General features: G+C 64.6%; 16 protein-coding genes and 1 pseudogene. 8 read left to right on the forward strand and 9 right to left on the reverse strand.

The window, feature by feature from the left end:
- Nucleotides 1-85 precede the first annotated feature (85 nt).
- The 3 genes from glyA to BG28_RS11125 all read left to right on the forward strand — a co-directional run bounded on the left by glyA (nt 86) and on the right by BG28_RS11125 (nt 3,388).
- Nucleotides 86-1,363: a serine hydroxymethyltransferase gene (glyA, locus tag BG28_RS11115; protein ID WP_036476735.1), complete on the forward strand. Its 1,278-nt coding sequence runs from the start codon at nt 86-88 to the stop codon at nt 1,361-1,363.
- A gap of 8 nt (nt 1,364-1,371) precedes the next feature.
- Nucleotides 1,372-2,301: a bifunctional methylenetetrahydrofolate dehydrogenase/methenyltetrahydrofolate cyclohydrolase gene (locus BG28_RS11120; RefSeq protein ID WP_051501344.1), complete on the forward strand. Its 930-nt coding sequence runs from the start codon at nt 1,372-1,374 to the stop codon at nt 2,299-2,301.
- A 64-nt stretch (nt 2,302-2,365) separates the two neighbouring features.
- Entirely contained in the window at nt 2,366-3,388 is a 1,023-nt protein-coding gene (locus BG28_RS11125; RefSeq protein WP_036476738.1) for an LLM class flavin-dependent oxidoreductase, read from the forward strand.
- Nucleotides 3,389-3,497: 109 nt separating this feature from the next.
- Here the strand turns inward: BG28_RS11125 and BG28_RS11130 are convergent, their stop codons facing one another.
- Nucleotides 3,498-4,538, reverse strand: coding sequence for a PDR/VanB family oxidoreductase (locus tag BG28_RS11130; protein WP_084479666.1), 1,041 nt, complete (start codon nt 4,536-4,538; stop codon nt 3,498-3,500).
- Nucleotides 4,539-4,544: 6 nt separating this feature from the next.
- The gene (locus tag BG28_RS11135; RefSeq protein WP_036476741.1) at nt 4,545-5,663 is read right to left on the reverse strand and encodes an aromatic ring-hydroxylating dioxygenase subunit alpha; all 1,119 of its coding nucleotides are present in this window, start codon (nt 5,661-5,663) and stop codon (nt 4,545-4,547) included.
- A gap of 157 nt (nt 5,664-5,820) precedes the next feature.
- On the opposite strand from BG28_RS11135, the gene BG28_RS11140 reads away from it, so the two are divergent.
- From BG28_RS11140 to BG28_RS11160, 5 genes are all read left to right on the forward strand, one after another.
- On the forward strand, nt 5,821-6,462 hold the full coding sequence (locus tag BG28_RS11140) for a PadR family transcriptional regulator (protein WP_051501345.1): 642 nt from the start codon (nt 5,821-5,823) through the stop codon (nt 6,460-6,462).
- A gap of 391 nt (nt 6,463-6,853) precedes the next feature.
- A complete protein-coding gene (locus BG28_RS11145) occupies nt 6,854-7,111 on the forward strand; it encodes a hypothetical protein (RefSeq protein WP_036476744.1) in 258 nt (85 codons plus the stop codon).
- Between the two features lie 5 nt (nt 7,112-7,116).
- Entirely contained in the window at nt 7,117-7,380 is a 264-nt protein-coding gene (locus BG28_RS11150) for a hypothetical protein (protein ID WP_036476904.1), read from the forward strand.
- A 475-nt stretch (nt 7,381-7,855) separates the two neighbouring features.
- A complete protein-coding gene (locus BG28_RS15490; protein WP_152539281.1) occupies nt 7,856-9,007 on the forward strand; it encodes a hypothetical protein in 1,152 nt (383 codons plus the stop codon).
- A gap of 598 nt (nt 9,008-9,605) precedes the next feature.
- Nucleotides 9,606-10,820: a hypothetical protein gene (locus tag BG28_RS11160; protein ID WP_036476747.1), complete on the forward strand. Its 1,215-nt coding sequence runs from the start codon at nt 9,606-9,608 to the stop codon at nt 10,818-10,820.
- Nucleotides 10,821-10,892: 72 nt separating this feature from the next.
- Here BG28_RS11160 and BG28_RS11165 read toward each other — a convergent pair whose 3' ends face one another.
- The 7 genes and pseudogenes from BG28_RS11165 to BG28_RS11195 all read right to left on the reverse strand — a co-directional run bounded on the left by BG28_RS11165 (nt 10,893) and on the right by BG28_RS11195 (nt 18,394).
- Entirely contained in the window at nt 10,893-12,449 is a 1,557-nt protein-coding gene (locus BG28_RS11165) for a long-chain fatty acid--CoA ligase (protein ID WP_036476750.1), read from the reverse strand.
- Nucleotides 12,446-13,438, reverse strand: a complete 993-nt coding sequence (locus BG28_RS11170; RefSeq protein ID WP_036476754.1) for an ABC transporter substrate-binding protein — start codon at nt 13,436-13,438, stop codon at nt 12,446-12,448. The genes BG28_RS11165 and BG28_RS11170 overlap by 4 nt, the downstream gene beginning before the upstream one ends.
- A 154-nt stretch (nt 13,439-13,592) precedes the next feature.
- Nucleotides 13,593-14,600 (reverse strand): ABC transporter substrate-binding protein, encoded by a 1,008-nt coding sequence (locus BG28_RS11175; RefSeq protein ID WP_036476756.1) that lies wholly within the window; start codon nt 14,598-14,600, stop codon nt 13,593-13,595.
- 97 nt (nt 14,601-14,697) lie between these two features.
- Nucleotides 14,698-15,171: a MaoC family dehydratase gene (locus BG28_RS11180; protein WP_036476758.1), complete on the reverse strand. Its 474-nt coding sequence runs from the start codon at nt 15,169-15,171 to the stop codon at nt 14,698-14,700.
- A gap of 137 nt (nt 15,172-15,308) precedes the next feature.
- A pseudogene (locus tag BG28_RS11185) lies at nt 15,309-16,504 on the reverse strand (acyl-CoA dehydrogenase family protein).
- Nucleotides 16,497-17,399, reverse strand: coding sequence for an amidohydrolase family protein (locus BG28_RS11190; RefSeq protein ID WP_036476759.1), 903 nt, complete (start codon nt 17,397-17,399; stop codon nt 16,497-16,499). Before BG28_RS11190 ends, BG28_RS11185 begins: the two are co-directional and overlap by 8 nt.
- Nucleotides 17,400-17,470: 71 nt before the next feature.
- Nucleotides 17,471-18,394 (reverse strand): SDR family NAD(P)-dependent oxidoreductase, encoded by a 924-nt coding sequence (locus BG28_RS11195; protein WP_036476761.1) that lies wholly within the window; start codon nt 18,392-18,394, stop codon nt 17,471-17,473.
- Between the last annotated feature and the right edge of the window lie 31 nt (nt 18,395-18,425).

Here is an 18,425-nt window from a genome sequence, read left to right on the forward strand (position 1 = left end):
TCGGCCATGCGGCGCGGGAAGCCAGAGCTGAGCGATAGACTGGCTCACGCTGCCCCGTATTCATCCGCAAGGAGAGCTTCAGAGCATGAGCACATCGGATATCAACAACGCCCCACTGGCCGAGGTCGATCCAGAGATCGCTCAGGCGATCTCGGATGAGCTCGGACGTCAGCGCGACACCCTCGAGATGATCGCCAGCGAGAACTTCGTCCCGCGCGCCGTCCTCGAGGCCCAGGGATCGGTGCTGACCAACAAGTATGCCGAGGGATACCCGGGGCGGCGCTACTACGGCGGCTGTGAATTCGTCGACGTCGCGGAGAACCTCGCCATCGAGCGCGCCAAGGCGCTCTTCGGCGCCGATCACGCCAATGTCCAGCCCCATGCCGGTGCCCAGGCCAACGTCGCGGTGATGACCGCCTTCCTGAAGCCCGGGGACAAGCTGATGGGGCTCTCGCTGGCCCACGGCGGGCACCTCACCCATGGCATGAAGCTGAACTTCTCCGGCAAGTTCTATGAGATCGCCGCCTATGAGGTCGACCTCGAGACCGGCATCATCGACATGGACAAGGTCCGCGAGCAGGCCATCGCCGAGCAGCCCGACATGATCGTCGCCGGCTGGTCCGCCTACCCTCGCCAGCTCGACTTCGCCCGGTTCCGCGAGATCGCCGACGAGGTCGGCGCGATCCTCTGGGTGGACATGGCGCACTTCGCCGGTCTGGTGGCCGCCGGACTGCACCCGAACCCGGTGCCCTACGCCGACGTCGTGACCACCACGGTGCACAAGACCCTCGCCGGACCGCGCTCGGGCATCATCCTGACCAAGGAAGAGCACAAGAAGAAGATCAACTCTGCGGTCTTCCCCGGCCAGCAGGGCGGCCCGCTGATGCACGCCATCGCGGCCAAGGCCATCGCGTTCAAGATCGCCGGCTCCGAGGAGTTCGCCGAACGCCAGAAGCGCACCATCGAGGGCGCCCAGATCCTGGCCAAGCGGCTGATCGCGCCAGATGTGACCGAACACGGCGTCTCGGTGCTCACCGGCGGCACCGATGTGCACATGGTCCTGGTGGACCTGCGCGGCTCCGAGCTCGACGGCAAGCAGGCCGAGGACCGGCTCCACGAGGTCGGGATCACGGTCAACCGCAACGCCGTGCCCAACGACCCGCGTCCGCCGATGACCACCTCCGGACTGCGCATCGGCACCCCCGCCCTGGCCACCCGCGGATTCGCCGCCAAGGAGTTCAGCGAGGTTGCCGACATCATCGCCGAAGCGCTGAAGCCCGACTCAGACCTGCACGGACTCAAGTCCCGGGTCGCCGCGCTGACCAAGGACTTTCCGCTGTATGAAGGCCTCGAGGACTGGTGAATCGGACGATGACCGAGACCTCTCAGCAAGACGCCCAGCAGGCTCAGGCTCCTTCGCAGGCGCAGATCCTCGACGGCAGAGCCACCGCCAAGGCGCTGAAGGCCGACCTCGCCGAGCGCGTCGCGAAGCTGAAGGCCCGCGGGGTCACCCCTGGCCTGGGCACGGTGCTGGTCGGCGCCGATCCGGGCAGCCAGTCCTACGTGGCGGGCAAGCATCGCGACTGCGCCGAGGTGGGGATCAACTCCATCCAGGTGGAGCTCGGCGCCGACACCACCCAGGATGAGCTGCTCGCAGAGCTGGAGAAGCTCAACAACGACCCGGCCTGCACCGGCTACATCGTGCAGCTGCCGCTGCCCAAGCAGCTGAACACCCAGCAGGTGCTCGAGGCGATCTCTCCCGAGAAGGACGCCGACGGGCTGCATCCGATGAACCTGGGCCGGCTGGTGGCCAACGTCAACGAGGAGATCACCACCCCGCTGCCGTGCACGCCCAAGGGCTGCGTGGACCTTCTGGAGCACTACGGCCTGGACCTGCGCGGCAAGCACGTCGTCGTCGTGGGACGCGGGGTCACGATCGGCCGGCCGATCGGGCTGCTGCTGACCCGGCGCGACGTCAACGCCACCGTGACCCTCTGTCACACCGGCACCAAGGGTCTCCCCGCGCACCTGGGCAGCGCCGATGTCGTGGTCGCCGCCGCAGGGGTCAAGCACATGATCGACCCGGCTGACCTGAAGCCCGGCGTGATCGCGCTGGACGTGGGCGTCACCCGCGAGGTGAACCCGGAGACCGGCAAGGCCAAGATCTACGGCGACCTCGCCCCGGGCATCGAGTCGGTGGCCTCCTGGTATTCACCCAACCCCGGCGGCGTCGGACCGATGACCCGCGCCGAGCTGCTGGCCAACGTGGTGCTCACCGCTGAGCGGCAACTCACGCAGTAGCGGCGCACGGAGCACCCCTGGATGGTCGAGGAATACCCGCACCGCCAGGGGCGTTCTTTCAAATGTGAAAAACCTTGGATTCCTCTCCTTCGGACATTGGACGCCCTCACCGCATTCGCAGACCCGCTCTGCCTCTGAGGTGCTGCTGCAGTCCATCGACCTCGCCGTGGCGGCCGAAGAGCTGGGCGTCGACGGCGCCTACTACCGGGTGCACCACTTCTCCCGACAGCTGGCCTCGCCGTTCCCGCTGCTCGCCGCGGTCGGCGCCAAGACCTCGCAGATCGAGATCGGCACCGGCGTGATCGACATGCGCTATGAGAACCCGCTCTACTTCGCCGAGGACGCCGGCGCCGCCGATCTCATCGCCGAGGGCAGGCTCCAGCTCGGCATCTCCCGCGGCTCACCAGAGCAGGCCGTGGAGGGCTGGCGGCACTTCGGCTACGCGCCAGCCGAGGGCGAGTCCGACGCCGACATGGGACGCCGGCACACCGAGGTGGCCCTGCAGGTGCTCTCCGGGCAGGGCTTCGCCGAGCCCAGCCCGCGCCCGATGTTCCCCAACCCACCGGGGCTGCTGCGCCTGGAGCCGCACTCCGAGGGTCTGCGTCAGCGGATCTGGTGGGGTGCCGGATCCGACGCCACCGCCCGCTGGGCGGCCTCGCGCGGGATGAACCTGATGAGCTCCACCCTGAAGGATGATGAGACCGGCGAGCCGTTCCACATCCAGCAGGCCAAGCAGATCCAGGCCTTCCGCGAGGAATGGGCCAAGCACGACCACGGCTTCGAACCCCGGGTCTCGGTCTCGCGTTCGATCCTGCCCATCGTCTCGGATCAGGACCGCGCCTACTTCCTGGGCCAGCGCGACTCCAAGGATCAGATCGGCATGATCGACGAGAAGACCCGGGCGATCTTCGGCCGCAGCTTCACCGCCGAGCCGGACGTGCTGGTCGAGGAGCTCGCCAAGGACGAAGCCGTGCAGGCCGCAGACACGGTGCTGGTGACGGTGCCGAATCAGCTGGGAGTCGACTACAACGCCCACATCCTCGAATCACTGGTCGAGCACGTGGCCAAGCCCCTGGGCTGGAAGTAAGCTCACCTCCCCCTTGCGTTGAGGGGCGGATTCTCCGAGCATTTCATGGGCCGAGAGGCCTCAACTGCTCGGAGAATCCGCCCCTCAACGCGTGGGTGTGGGCAGGGGGTCAGGGGAAGTCGAGGGTCAGCGAGGGCCGAGAGTGCGATGGCGGAGGTGCGGCGCCCGCCTGAGCACGGTCTGCCGGCGCTGAACCGCCGCAGGAGGCCACCCGGGAGACGCAGACGCAGAGCTTGGTATCGGCACTCTTCTCAGCCTCGTTGAAGAAGACATCTCGGTGGTCGATCACCCCGTTCAGCTGCTCGGCCTTGACCACGCAGAGTCCGCATTCACCCTTGCGGCAGTCGTACATCGCCTCCACTCCGACCCGTTCCAGCGCCTCCAGAATCGACTCGTCCGGGGAGACCACGGTATGGCGCTCAGAGCCGCGGATGTGCAGCTCGAACTCCTCGGGATCGAACCAGCCGCTGTTGCCGAAGGTCTCGTAGCGCAGGTTCGGCAGCGGCAGCTCACGTTCGATCCAGGCCCGACGCACCGCGTCCATCAGCCGGATGGGCCCGCACATGTAGAACTCCGTGGAAGCGTCCACCGGCCCGAGCAGCTTCTGCACGTCGAGGACGTCGCCCTCGTCATCCACCGAGAGTCGCAGCCGGGGGCCGTGCTCCTCGCGCAGCTCGTCCAGGAAGGCCATGGCCGGGCGGGATCGTCCGACGAAGATCAGCTGGTAGTCCGCGCCGAGCCGCTTGAGCACCCGGGCCATCGAGTGGATCGCCGTGATGCCCACCCCTCCGGCGAGCAGCACGTAACGCGGCGCGCCCACCCGCAGCGGGAAGTTCTGCACCGGCGAGGTGACCTCCAGGGAGTCTCCGACCTCCAGTGCATGCATGAACCGGGATCCGCCGCGCGAGGTGGGGGAGCGGCGCACTCCGATCTTCACCCAGCTGCCGTCGGCCGCGCCTTCGACCACCGAGTAGGAGCGGACTGATTCAGAGTCGCGGCGACCCGGGACGGTGCGCACGTCGATGTGGGCACCGGGCTCGGTGAACAGCGGGCGCTCCCCGGCCAGGACGATCTCAGCGATCTCCGCGGCGGCGGCCCGGTGTGAGGTCACCACGGCGCGCTGCCAGTGCAGCTGGGTTCCCTGTGACACCTGGCATCAGCCCTTGGCGTCGGTGAGGTCGGCGTCGGAGGCCATCATCGTGCGCTCGGCCTCCACGGCGCGCTGGATCAGCCGGCGCACCCACATGCCGCCCGCGTCGATGTTGAGGTTGTAGAACTCGTGGTCCGGGTTGTCCATGATCGCCTGCTGCTGGGCGGTGAGCATCTCCTCGTCCTCCGCGAAGACCCCGTGCACGCCGTCGCGCAGCTCCGTGGTGATCCGCTGGCTCTCCAGCCGGTAGTTGCGCATAAACGCCCAGTAATACATGGCATTGGCCTGATCCACCGGAGAGATCGTGTTCATCACGTACCCGTTGACGCCCTGGCTGCGGTCCCCGGTGAGCCCACCGGTGCCCGCCTTGGCCACTCCCACATCGATGCAGATGGTCGAGGGCATCTGGAACTCGATGATCTGCCAGCGGTCGACCTTGCCTTCGAAGTCCGGGAACTTGTCACGCATGTTCTTCAACCAGAACGGCGGGGCGTCGATGTTCTCCATGAACCGGGTGACGGTGACCGTGCGGTCATCGTGGGTGACCTCGATATCGGACTCGCTGAGCTCCTTCTGCCCGATCGAGGAGGAGTGCAGGAACTCCTCGTGGGTGAGGTCCATCAGGTTGTCGAGCACCAGCTGGTAGTTCGCACGCACCTCGATGGTCTTGCCATCGCCGGCCCACTCGTCGGAGCCCATCTGGTGCATGTCCGGGATCAGCGCCGCGTCGGCGAGCATCGGATCTCCCGGCCAGACCCAGATGAAGCGGTGCCGCTCCGCCACGGGGAAGGAGTTCACCATGGCCGAGGGATTGATCGTCTTCTGCGCCGGCATGAAGGTGCAGCGACCCGCGGAGTTGTACTGCAGACCGTGATACGGGCACTGGACCCCGTCCGGGCCCACCAGGGAGCCCATGGACAGCGGAGCGAGCCGGTGCCAGCAGGCGTCGGTCAACGCCACCGGGCGGCCCTCTTCGGTCCGGTAGAGCGCCATCGGGCGGTCGGCGATCTTTCGGGAGAGGATCTTCTTGCGATTGACCTCGTGATCCCATCCCGCCACATACCAGGCGTTGAGCGGGTAGGCCATGTTCTTCGCGGTGGCGCCGCTTGGGCTCAGATCGGTCATGTCCGCCTCCTGGGACTCAAGGACGCCGCGGAACCGGTCGTGGTCCACTCAGCAACGCCACTAGCTATCTACATAGTTATTTGTGCTCTGGGTCACAGAATAGCTCTGGATATAGTGGAGGGCAAGCACCCGCCCCTTCTCGAAAGGCCCCGACACCGTGAGTCTGCGCTACGCCATCCTGGCGATCCTCACCGCAGCTCCGCTGACCGGGTATGAGACCGCGAAGCGCTTCGAGGGCTCGGTCGGGCACGTCTGGCACGCCCCGGACTCGCAGATCTATCCCGAGCTGCGCCGGATGGAGGCCGAGAAGCTGGTCGAGGGTCGCGAAGAGCGCTGGGGCCCGAAGGGCACCAAGACGCGCTACTACATCACCGAGGCCGGGGAGTCCGCGTTCCGCAGCTGGATGGCGACTCCGCTGAAGTACGCTCCCCGGCGCGATGTGGCCCATATGCAGGCGGCGTACTTCGAATGGGCAGAGCCCGTGAGCGTGCGCATGCACCTTCAACAGCACGCGGCGCACTACACCGAGCAGATCGCGCAGTGGAGCAGTCAGATCGAAGCGATCCGATCTCATGAGCACCCGATGATCGCCGCCCGGCTCGAGCGCTATCCGGCGGAGCAGCACGAGCGCATCGTCGCGTTCAAGGCCTTCGCCTATGAGGGACTGATCGGAATGGCCCAGGCCGAGGTGGACTGGGCGCACAGTGGCCTTGAGCTGCTGGAACAGCTCGACGAGGACGAAGGGGCGCGCGGGTCAGACGCGACATCGGACGACGGCGCCGCTGCGGCCCCGGACTGATAGGCCGAGAAGGTGGAGCAGTGGCACCGGTGACCGTCGTTGCACTCGGATCTCGGCAGCTCTGAGAGAAGGCAGTGCCGGCCAGGGTTGAAGGTTGTCTCTACCTCAGGGTGTACCGGGCCTCGCGTCGTGCCCAGGCACAGCACCGTGGCCTGGGGTCCAGGTTGGACTACGACTCCGGGCGCGAGTCGAGACAGGTGTACATGCGGCTCTCTCAACATAGAGAAAGAACTCTCAACAGCGACCTGACGTGGAATCAAGTCGTGTCAGGCACGGTAAGGGCGAAATACTCAAGCGGTGCGTTTCTCACCGCGGCACAGTGGTTGGGTCTCGTGGCATCGGTAATTACGTACTACACTGTGAAGTACGAAACTGCTTAGAGGAGTGATGCGTGCGGGTTCGGGTTCATCCCAGGGTCTCTGCGAAGCGTCCTGAGATCACAGACAGCGACGTGGAGGTCGCATTCGAGGCAGCGCTGCGATCCCGCGGACGAGACACCGACCCCATCCAATGGGTCGGGGTCGGTGTGGATGGCCAGGGCCGGTTGTTGGAGTTCATCGCGGTAGAAGATGAGCCAGATGGGTGGCTGGTCTTCCACGCGAAGCTCGCCACTCAGAAGGTCCTCAACGAAGTTGCTCTAGGAAGGTGATCCAGATGAACAAGTACACAGCGGTCAACGGGAAGACCTTCACTGATGAGGACATCGAGGCCTGGGCGGCCGAGGCGGAGTCCGAACAGGGCTACACCGGCGGTCACATCGGTCCATCTACTCCAGGTCGCCCGGTCAGCGTCGGAGCCGACGCTCGGCCCTTCACCCTGCGGCTGGATGCCCATCGCCGGGCCAAGCTCACTCGAGCAGCGGAGGAGCAGCGCACCACGGTGTCCCAGCTCATGCGTGGCCTCATCGACTCCCTGTGAACGAGGTGCGCAGGACCAGCGAGGTGCCTTTTCCATGAAACCGTGCTTTCCTGTATCCCCTCTACCCCGGTTTGGGGTTTTCGAGACTGACGCTGGGGCAGGCGACGAGGGAAGCTGAAACCGCCAGCAAAAGCGGCAACCATGACAGCGCTCTTCGTGCCAGGTGGATCACTCGGGCAGTAGCGGCATTCGCCTCCTGCCCGCACTCGAGGATCATGCCTGACCAAGGATCGAGAGTAGCTTGATAACGAATCGACCGGACTTCACGGCCTAGGTTGGTTTCCTGGCAGCGCGGCTGGCCACTAGCTGACACTGTGCGTTGAGAGCGGTGCCCAAGACTCGGCACGCTCATAGAAGGTCAAGATGGAACCGAAACTAGATGCTTTAGTATCTATAAGAATTTACAAATTCTACCTATAAGGTCAAAGCACAGATAGTCACCACTGCCAGCTTGTGTACCAGAAAAGGAAATTTGTTGATAATTTCAAAGTTTATCGCAGTGGGTGCAATCGCAACCCTGAGCGTCGGGTTCGCGGTTGAGCAGCCACCTCGAGACGGCACAAACAGTAATTTCGAGAACTTTGAGCAGGAATCGGACACTTCGAACGAGAACCTGCTACTGGAGAACGAAACGATCAAAACGTTGGTAGAGAGTCAGGATGTCGGGCAGACTCTCGACGAATCGGCTGCCGCCCCGGACGAACCAACACTGACGGTGTATGAACCTCGAATACTCGAAGAGGCCGACCTAGTCGGAGATATCTCAACTAACGAGGTGACAGCATCCTTCCCATTGCCATCAGGATGTGCAGCGTCCGCGGACCGAGCATCATTGAGCTGCCCCAGTGGCCAAATCGCATTCTCGTCAACGATAGTCGACGCTGCTGGAACCTTGCTGTCTGCAGAAGTCGGCGTCGATGCTGATTTTCTGTACCTTACGACCACCCCTCCCGGAGACGCACAGTTCCCCGTTATCTTCACCGCGTATCTCACAGACGTTTCTACCCCGGAGGTTCTAGAGGATGCAGAAGATGCGTTGGCGTGGATGGTCGCTCAAGATGACAGTGATGGCCTTTCGCAAGAGGAGCTGGAAAGGGAAGAGCGTTTACTTAATGACGCTGTAGCAACAGGGATGCATGACCCATCGGATGATCCTTACGGTGTTCATAATTCCAAGTCAGAAGTTTCCGCAGCCGCTCTATTAAATACCCCCGGAAGCGGGCTACTCACGGTCGTTCCGGTGGCGAGTAGTCGTCCGTTTAAGGTGCAAATACCTGAGGGCTACAGGCACTGTCCCAGTTGGTGTACTCCGAAGGCGCGACACGACTACTGCACTTCGCCAGCGGTCAATGCGTGGGCTACCCGGCAGGGTGCTGCCGACTTCAGGGGGCCCTGTGCTCGTCACGACATGATGATTTCTGGTATAGCTAAGAAGTCAATAAGCAGGGATAGTAAAAGGAGTCAACGTGCCACGGGAGACAAAGTATTCCTGGTCCAGCTACAGCAAAATTGTCGTCATGGATTCTATAAAACGTCCCAGTTGACAGGTAAGGCATCGTGCTTCACTGCAACAGCAGGATATTACGCAGCGGTTAGTGTCACTACAAGACGATGGGACGGAAAGTGAAGTGGTTATAAGATCAAATAGGAGAGGGTTAGTTGTAGCGTCTAGTTTAAATGCGTTTGTTTTAGTAGCGTTTATTTTTGTTACGTTCAATGCGATTGGAATATTCTCCGAGCTTTCGATTCTCGTTCCCCCTGTGTTGCAGGCGACTCTCTCTGTCGTGGCACTGGCTGCAACATGTGCGTTGACAACGCGATCGATTCCAGCAACCTGGGTCCGGGCGACAGTGAAAGTGGTTGCTCTGGCGGCCACGTTGTTGAGCGTTCTAGGGGAAATACTGGTGGCGCTGATGAGCGATGGCAGTATTGGGCCCGGGTTGCTCCCGATTCTCGGCACGGCCTTGCACGCATTGCTTGCTGTGGCGTTGTTGATCGTTGCTATCGCGCCCCTTGAGGCGCGCGCGAAGCGGCCAGTTGGGGCTTGAAGAGAGTTGCGCTTTGACTGAGTTGTCCATCGTTAACGGGGTCTGCCGCAGCGATAGGTGTCAAGAGGTCACCTGTCGCTGCGGCAGACCCTTTCTCGCCCTTGCCGGCGATATACGGAGTGCTGGAACCAGGCTTGAAGAAGCGACAAGCAACGAGTCGAACTTGAGGGGCATGTCATGATGCGCGCGAGAATAAACTTCTACACCTTGATAGGTCTTCTTTCCTGTGGCCTTCTCGCGATGACGTCATGCACTTCTGGCGCCGGAAGAGACGCTCACGATCATGAACCTGTCGATGTCGGTGACTATCTCGCCGCGGCCTATATCAGTCCTCAGATGCAAGACCTAGGCTCATCCTCCACCGGATACGTGGTTCTCATCAACAAGACCGGCGACGTCTCAACCATAGAGACCAGCGGCATGGACATTGCCGCACTCGCATGGTCCGAGCAGGGTCTGTTCTTCTCGGATCTGAACAACGACTATCTGCTCGGCCCCGAGGGGCTGAGCACCTCGACAAGTCCGAAGACCGACTACCAACACGCACTCTTCCCCACAGCGGAAGGTGCGGTGGGACTGTTCAATGAAGGATTCATCGACGATGGATACGTCGAGCAGGTCGTGGAATTCGACGGAGAGACCTCGCAGCGTCACGACGTAGAGGGCCTCTACCTCGTCGCCGGCATGTGCGACGGTGTGATGTACGGGATCGCGGAACCGACCGGTCCATACATCGAGGAGGCCGCGGGGAGGGGCATCGAAAGCGACGGTGAGTACGGCTTCAACGCGTTGATGCTCACCCAGCTCTCCGCCACAAAGGACGGCAAGGAAGAGCTCATCACCATCCAGGAAGTCCCCGATTCAGATCAGTGGCACTTCGACGTGCCCTGCGAGCACGGAGTGCTGCGCCATCTCGCCACTCGTCACGAGGAAGGAACTGGGGAGCGCACAGCAGTCCTGCGCAGATGGGACACGAGCACTGGAGAGTTCAACGAGGTTGAACTCCGCCACCGGGACGGGGCTCCCGTAGAGATGGACGAAGAGTACGGGTTTCAAGCCCACGGCACCGCTCCGATGTCGGCAGGACGCGACGGCTACCAATGGGTCTCGGTAGCAACCAACGAACTCATGACCACTAACACCTCCACGGGCGAGACTGAACCGGTCGTGAAGCTCGAGGGGGACCACGACCTTGCAGCCACCACGTTCCTCACGCAGTTCACCGATTCACACCTGTTCACACTCAGCTTCACCATCGGAGATGACGCCATGGTGCTGCATTCGTGTGACCGGTACACCGGTGACCTCGAAACCACTCTCGAAGTAAGTGAGTTATCCAAGAACCTCAACAAAGAAGACGTCTTACGGGGCTTCGCCGTCCCCCCTCGCTGAAGTTTCTGCAGCGACGTTGCTCCTTAGGTCTGTGGCTGTGGGTGCCTGAGAATATGCGTCCCCGAGCGGCGCCTAGGCGTACTGTCGCCGCAGGTCCGGCTTGCGGATCTTGCCAGACGCGGTGCGCGGCATGGACTCCACGAACACCACCGACTTCGGGAGCTTATAGCGGGCGAGCTTGCCGTCCAGATGATGCAGCACCTGTTCCTCGGTGAGCTCGTGACCCTCGCGCACCACGATCACCGCCCGCGGGACCTCACCCCACCGGGCGTCCTCCACCCCGATGACGGCCACGGCGGCCACCGCCTCCAGTGCGGCGATCTGCTGCTCCACCTGGGCGGGGTAGATGTTCTCGCCACCGGAGATGATCATGTCCTTGAGCCGGTCGGAGATGAACAGGAAGCCGTCCTCGTCGAAGTACCCCATGTCCCCGGTCTTGAGCCAGAGGCCGTCTTCCTCCTGGACGAAGGAAGAGGCGGTGGCCTCGGGACGGTTCCAGTACTCGGCGATCACATTGGGACCATGCACCTGGATCTCACCCACCTCGCCCACCGGGCAGGGCTGATCCATCGGGTCCACCACCCGGACATCGGTGTGGAAGTGCGCCAGCCCACCGGAGCCCTGCTTGGGCCGGGAGTACGCCGGAGGCAGTGTGGTGGCTCCGGGTGAGGTCTCGGTCATCCCGTAGCCCATGGTGAACGCGAGCCCACGGCTCTCGTAGGCGTCGAGCACCCGCAGCGGCACCGCGGAGCCGCCGCAGGTCAGGTTGCGCAGCGAGGAGATGTCGGTGTGCTCCCACTGCGGATGCTCACAGATCAGCTGGAAGGTGGTGGGCACCCCGGAGATGTTGGTGACCTGGTGCGCCTCGATCAGCGCGAGCACCCGGCCCGGTTCGAAGCGCTGCTCCAGGATGATGCTGCCGCCCTTGAGCAGCACGGGCAGCGCCCCCTGACCCAGGGCCGCGACGTGGAACAGCGGCGCGATCATGAGCGCCACGTCTTTGCTCGAGAGATCGAAATCGGTGAGCACATTGATCGCGTTCCAGGTCAGGTTCCCGTGGGTGAGCATCGCTCCCTTGGGATTCCCGGTGGTGCCTGAGGTGTAGAGGATCACCGCGAGGTCCTCGAGCCCGACGGCGACGTCGAGGCGCCGCTCGGCCCCTGAGGTCAGCACTGCCTCGAACTCCTCCGTGGTCACCGGGAACACCGCGGATTCTTCGGGTGGAGCCGCTGTCTCGGCTACGGTGAGCACCAGTTCCACGGCGGTGTCCCGGCAGGCCGGTGCGGCCAGCGGTGCCAGCGGGGTCGAGGTGACCAGCAGCCGGGCGCCTGAGTCCTGCAGCGCGAACTGCACCTCCGGTGGGGCCAGGCGGGTGTTCAGCGGCACGAAGACCGCTCCGAGGCTACCGGTGGCGAAGAGCGTCTCGAGAAACGCCGGGGAGTTCTCGCCCAGATATGCGACCCGGTCCCCAGGGCTGATCCCGCGATCGGTCAGGGCGTTGGCGAGCTTGTCGATGCGCCGCGCCAGCTGATCATAGGTCTGCTCGCCGGCCGCGCTGATCAGCGCGGTCTGTCCGCGAGAACGCACCCTGCGCCGATGGATCCAATCGCCGAGTCCGTGGTTCTTCATCGTGCGCCCTCCCAGACCAGGTCATCGACGTTCGGGACCTCACCGATGAGTCCGTGGCGTTCCGAGATCTCCGCGACCTGCTGGAGGGAATCCATATTGACCTCCTCCGGGAACGCAGGAATCGTGATCTCACTCAGCAGGGACTCATCGATGGTCGTGTACTCGAGCAGCACCTCTCGCACCGCCTCCGGATTCTCCTCGGCATAGGCCTGAGATTCCTGGACCGCGGCGTGGAAGCTCTCCACCAGCTCCGGGTCCTCCTCGACCAGCTGCGCAGAGGCGAAGTAGGTGCCGACGCCCAGCTCGTCGACCACGTCGGCGAAGGGCGCGAAGACCCGGTCGTAGCCTTCATTGTCGGCGATGCTGGCGAAGGGGTCCACCGCGAAGATGGCGTCGACGTTGTCGGCCTCAAGCTGGGCGAGCATGTCTGGGAAGGCGACCTCCACGAAGTCGACGTTCGACGCTTCCCCGCCTGCTTCGAGCACGCCTTCGGAGATCATCGAGTCTGAGATGTTGTTCAGCGTGTTGACCGCCACCCGCTGGCCTTCCAGGTCGGCGACGGATTCGATGCCGGAGTCCGGCTTGACCAGGATCGCGGAGAAGTCGTTCTCGGAGTCTCCCGTGGTCTGTGGCCCGGCCGCCACGGTCTGCAGCGGCAGGCCGTTGTCGGCCGCGACGAGCAGGGAGGTCACGTTGGAGAAGCCGAAGTCGAAATCACCTGTGGATACGGCGGGGATGATGGCCGCGCCGCCCTGGGCCAGGGTCAGGGTCAGGTCCAGCCCGTGTTCTTCGAAGATGCCCTCCTGCTGACCGAGGTAGATCGAGGCGACGTCGACGATCGGGATCAGGCCGACCTCCACCTGGGTGAGCTCGCCGTCCTCGGCTTGAGCGTCACCCTCGGCGGCCTCGCCGGAGGGGGACCCGCTGCCGCAGGCTGAGAGGGCAAGGACGGCGCAGAGGGCAAAGGCCCCGCGAGACAGGTGTTTCATGATGGTTCTCCGATGCGGGCAGAGGTGGAGGGGGTGACGTCAGAGGTGCTGGGGGGGCCGGTGCGTGGAGCCGGCGCGGGGGCGATCGGGAGCTCAGCGCCGGTGGGCGTCAGGGGTGGCCCTGGCGCCCACCAGCGTTGTCAGGCGGTGGGGCTCACTCGCCGTCGAAGTACAGGGTGGAGGCGTCCGGCTCCTCGCCGATGAAGTCGAACTTCACCATGAGTGCCCCGGCCTCCTCGATCTGCTCTCTGCGGATCTCGCCGTCGAGCTCCTCCATGCGCAGATTCTCCGCGGCCTCCTCGGGCAGGTCGATGAACTCCGGAAGCAGTGCGCGCACGCCCTCCTCGTCGGCCTCCGCGGCCTGCAGCGATTCGGTCATCGCATCGCTGAAGGCCTGGGCGACCTCAGGGTTCTCCTCGATGTACTCCCCGGAGCTGAAGCTCACCATGGTGGGCATGCCCGGGATCGAATCCTGGAAGGAGTAGCCGACCAGCTGATGGGCATCGTCGGCCAGCGCGTTGCTCAGGAAGGGCTCGGGCACCCAGATGGCGTCGGTGTTGCCCTGTTCCAACTGGGCCTGCATATCCGGGAACGGCATCTCGGAGAACTCGACGGCCGACGGGTCGCCGCCGGCCTGCTCCACGGATTCCATGATGGTCAGATCACCCTGGGTCTGCAGCGCGTTGACCGAGACGGTGTTGCCCTCGAGATCGTCCCAGTCCTCGATTCCGCTCTCCACGGTGGTGACCACGCCAGCGATGTCATCGCCCTCGGCCAACGAGTTCGAGTAACCCGTGACGATCTTCATATCCAGTCCGCGGCTGTTGGCGTTGAGCACCGAGTTGGGGTTGCCGACGCCGAACTGCAGCTGCTGGTTGCTCACGGCCGGCAGCATCGCGGCACCGGCGTTGGAGTCGGAGAGCTCGACGTCGAGCCCGTGCTCCTCGAAGATGCCGTTCTCGATGCCGTAGTAGATCCCTACAGAGGGCGCGATGGGCAGCACGCCCACGGTGATCTCGGTCATCTCGCCGTTCTCACTCGCGGTCTCGGCGCCATTGCCGTCCTCCTCTTCGTCCCCGGCCGGGGACCCCGAGCCGCAGGCGCTCAATGCCAGGATGCTGACTGCGGCGAGTCCGGTGATGGATGCGATGTTCTTCTTCATGACTGCTCCTTGAGGTGCGGGTCGCAGAACGGCGGCCCTCGATGGGTGTGACGTGTCGTCTAGAGGAGTGGGCGCAACAGGAGTGCTCAGGTGTGGATCAGGGGTAGAAGCGCGCCAGGAAGGTCGCTACGACGGCGGGGCGCTCCTGACCTTCGACCTCGAAGGTCGCGTCCACGACCAGGTGGAGGCCTCCGCCCTTGACCTCTTCGACGGCGCTGATGGTGCCGCGCATCCGCACCTTGGAGCCGACCTTCACCGGCGCGGTGAAGCGGACCTTGTCCAGTCCGTAGTTGAGCTTGGTGCTGACGTCGGTGACGTCGAAGAGCTCGCCCCAGAAGGGGATGATCAGGGACAGGGTGAGGAAGCCGTGGGCGATGGGCGCGCCGAACGGGCCGTCCTTGGCGCGCTCAGGGTCCACGTGGATCCACTGGTGATCATCGGTGGCGTCGGCGAAGGTGTTGACCATCTCCTGGGTGATCTCGCGCCAGGCGGTCTCTCCCAGGTCGGTGCCGGCCATGGCGCGGGCGTCCTCGAACGAGACGACGGTGCGGGCGGAGGGGGTGTCGGTCATGCTGCTCCTTGAGGTGGCGGGTGGTTGGTTGACTGTGAGCAGGGTTGGGACTGTGAGTGCGGTTCTGAGGTGTGGCCTGGGTCACATGCGTTTTTGGATAGGCTTCGGCCCGGGCCAGAAGCCCCGGGTGGTCCCGGCTAGGTGAAGGCGCCCACCCCGGTCACGGCGCGCCCCACGATCAGTGCGTTGATCTCGTGGGTGCCTTCGTAGGAGTAGATCGCCTCGGCGTCGGCGTGGAACCGGGCGACGTCGGTGTCGAGGGTGATCCCGTTGCCGCCGCAGACCTCGCGGGCAAGTGCACGGTCTCGCGCAGCCGCAGCGAGGTGTACATCTTGGCCAGGGCGGAGTTCTCGTCGCGGTAGATCCCGGCCGCCTGCTGCTCGGTGAGCTGGACGACCATGCCCAGCGCGGCGGTCAGGTTGCCCAGCATCATCGCGAGCTTCTCCTGAATCAGCTGAAATCCAGCGATGGGCCGGCCGAACTGCTCCCGGTGCGTGACGTAGGCCAGGGCGGCCTCGTAAGCCCCGGCCATGGCCCCGGTGGCCATCCAGGCGACGTCGGAACGCATCCGGCGCAGACATCCGGCGACGTCGGTGAAGCTGTTGATCTGCTGCAGTCGAGCGCTGTCTGGGACCCGGACCTGCCGGTAGCTGATGTCGGCGTTCTGCATGATCCGCAGCGAGGCCTTGCGCGGGATGACCTCCATCGAGACGCCTGGTGCCGAGGTGGGCACCAGGAAGCACTTCACCTGGCCGTCTGCGGCGTCGCGGGCGAAGGTGGCGACGACGTCGGCGGCGGTCGCTCCGCCGATCCAGCGTTTGGCACCGTCGATGATCCAGTCCCCGGTCTCCGGTTCCTGGGCGGCGCTGGTGGCGAGACCCCCCGCGACATCGGAGCCGTGGTCTGGTTCGGTGAGTCCGAAGACCCCGGTCAGTTCATGGGAGACGATCTTGGCATCGAGCTCCCGGGCCTGCTGCGCGGAGCCGCCCATGGTGCAGACCGTGCGGAACAGACTGGCCTGGGCGTTGTAGTAGGTGGCCACATTGATGTCGCATCGGGTGAGCTCGAAGTTTCGGAAGCCCAGGAAGATGTCGCGGATGGGTTCTCCGGCCTCTCGCAGGGCGGGCGGGTCCATCAGCTCCAGGCTGCGCAGCGGGGCGATGATCTCCTCAGGGAAGCGTGCCTCATCCCAGGCCGCGTTCAGATGTGGATGGACCTGTTCGGTGAGCACCTCTCGCAGATCGGTGATCACGCGGCGCTCCGCAGTGGTCAGCCGTTCGGCGAAGCCATAAAGGTCCGAAGGGATCACCGTGCCGGTGGCTGGCTCACGCATGGCTGGCTCCCGCCGCGTCGAGTCCCAGCAGCGCGACCGCATTGTCTTTCAGGATCTTGGGCCGGACCTCGTCCTTGATCGGCAGATCAGCGAAGGCGCCGAGCCACTTCTCCGGGGTGATCAACGGGTAGTCGGTGCCGAAGAGCAGCTTGTCGGAGAGGATGTTGTTCGCGCTGCGGACCAGAGCGGAAGGGAAGTACTTCGGGGACCAGCCGGAGAGATCGATGGAGACGTTGGACTTATGCGTGGCGATCGAGATCGCCTCGTCCTGCCAGGGCACCGAGGGGTGCGCCATGATGATCGGCAGCCCGGGGAAGTCCGCGGCGACGTCGTCGAGCAGCAGCGGGTTGGAGTACTTCAGCTTCAGCCCCGCCCCGCCGGGAGTGCCGGCGCCCATGCCGTTCTGCCCGGTGTGGAAGATCAGCGGCAGGCCGATCTCCTGCAGCGTCTCCCACAGCGGGTAGAACTCAGGATCCGAGGGGTCGAATCCCTGCACCGTGGGGTGGAACTTGAACCCGCGCACGCCCAGCTCCTCGGCCTGCCGCCGCGCCTCCGCGAGGGCCGCGGGGCCTGTGCGCGGGTCCACCGAGCCGAAGGGCAGCAGCACGTCGTTGTTGCGCAGACACCCTGCCACCAGATCGTCGATGGAGTTCGGCGCGTGCTGCATCTGGGTCCGGGCGTCCACGGTGAAGACCACCGCCGCCATCCGGTGTGCCCGATACACCTCCGCGATGCGATCGATCGAAGGCGTGCGCTCGTCGGTCTTGAAGTACTTCGCCGAGGCCTCGAAGAACAGCTCGGGGAGGGCGCGATGCCCCTCGGCGTCCATCTCCAGGTGGACATGGGTGTCCACCGCCTCGATGGCCTGCACGTCGATGGCAGATCGGTAGCGCATCGGGGGTTCCTCTCCTGTTCGGGCCGCGGCGGGTGTGCGGACTGGTCTTGGCATGTGACCTCGGGTGCGGACTAGCTGGTGGGCTGCAGCTCGGCGGGGAGCTCCGGCATGGACTCGCCCACGGACTGCAGGTGGGCGCCGAGGATCTCGCGGCCCTGGGTCTGCAGCGTCGCGTAGTCCCAGCCGCCGTCGTGGAACTCCTCGACCACGGGCTCCGGGTGGCTCCAGACCTGCAGGCGGTCGCCGCCGGCACCGATGACCTGTCCGGTGATGCCCTCCACGGCGTCGGAGGCCAGGAAGGCGACGACGCCGGCCGCGTCCTGCGCCGTGCCGAAGCCGAGGCCCTTGCGGAAGAAGTCGGGCATGGGCTGGCCCTGCTCATCGGCCTCCACGGCCTTCTGGAAGTACGGCACGGTCTTGGTCATCGCGGTGGCGGCCACCGGAATCACGGCATTGACGCTGACTCCGGCACGCTTGAACTCCAGCGCCCAGGTGCGCACCATGCCGACGATGCCGGCCTTGGCGGCGGCGTAGTTGGTCTGTCCGAAGTTTCCGCGCTGACCGGTTGGGGAGCCGATGCACACGACCCGGCCGGCCACGCCCTCGGTCTTGAAGTGCTTGAATGCCGCCCGGACACAGGTGAAGGTGCCCTTGAGGTGGACGTTGATCACGGCGTCGAAGTCATCGTCGGACATCTTCAGCAACGACTTGTCGCGCAGGATCCCGGCGTTGGTGACCAGGATGTCGAGGCCGCCGAAGCTGGTCACCGCGGCGTCGACCAGCGCTTCGGCGGTCTCGGTGGAGCCCACCGGGGCCGCCACGGCGAGGGCGCGACCGCCGGCGGATTCGATCCCCGCCACGGCGGCGTCAGCAGTGGCCTGATCCACGTCGTTGATCACGACGGCGGCGCCCTGGGCGGCGAGTTCCTGGGCGTATGCGAGTCCCAGTCCGGCTCCGGACCCGGTCACGATGGCTACCTTGCCTGCTAACGACATAGTCTCTCCTTCTGTAAGGCCTCGCGGCCGC

The organism is Nesterenkonia sp. AN1 (assembly GCF_000582475.1).
In the GTDB taxonomy this organism is placed as follows: Bacteria; Actinomycetota; Actinomycetes; order Actinomycetales; family Micrococcaceae; genus Nesterenkonia; species Nesterenkonia aurantiaca.

Excerpts from the sequence above, each read along its gene's own strand:
- glyA (WP_036476735.1), top strand. The coding sequence starts at position 86 with ATGAGCACATCGGATATCAACAACGCCCCACTGGCCGAGGTCGATCCA.
- BG28_RS11120 (WP_051501344.1), top strand. The coding sequence starts at position 1,372 with ATGACCGAGACCTCTCAGCAAGACGCCCAGCAGGCTCAGGCTCCTTCG.
- BG28_RS11135 (WP_036476741.1), bottom strand. The coding sequence starts at position 5,663 with ATGACCGATCTGAGCCCAAGCGGCGCCACCGCGAAGAACATGGCCTAC.
- BG28_RS11150 (WP_036476904.1), top strand. The coding sequence starts at position 7,117 with ATGAACAAGTACACAGCGGTCAACGGGAAGACCTTCACTGATGAGGAC.
- BG28_RS11160 (WP_036476747.1), top strand. The coding sequence starts at position 9,606 with ATGATGCGCGCGAGAATAAACTTCTACACCTTGATAGGTCTTCTTTCC.
- BG28_RS11165 (WP_036476750.1), bottom strand. The coding sequence starts at position 12,449 with ATGAAGAACCACGGACTCGGCGATTGGATCCATCGGCGCAGGGTGCGT.
- BG28_RS11170 (WP_036476754.1), bottom strand. The coding sequence starts at position 13,438 with ATGAAACACCTGTCTCGCGGGGCCTTTGCCCTCTGCGCCGTCCTTGCC.
- BG28_RS11175 (WP_036476756.1), bottom strand. The coding sequence starts at position 14,600 with ATGAAGAAGAACATCGCATCCATCACCGGACTCGCCGCAGTCAGCATC.
- BG28_RS11180 (WP_036476758.1), bottom strand. The coding sequence starts at position 15,171 with ATGACCGACACCCCCTCCGCCCGCACCGTCGTCTCGTTCGAGGACGCC.
- BG28_RS11190 (WP_036476759.1), bottom strand. The coding sequence starts at position 17,399 with ATGCGCTACCGATCTGCCATCGACGTGCAGGCCATCGAGGCGGTGGAC.
- BG28_RS11195 (WP_036476761.1), bottom strand. The coding sequence starts at position 18,394 with ATGTCGTTAGCAGGCAAGGTAGCCATCGTGACCGGGTCCGGAGCCGGA.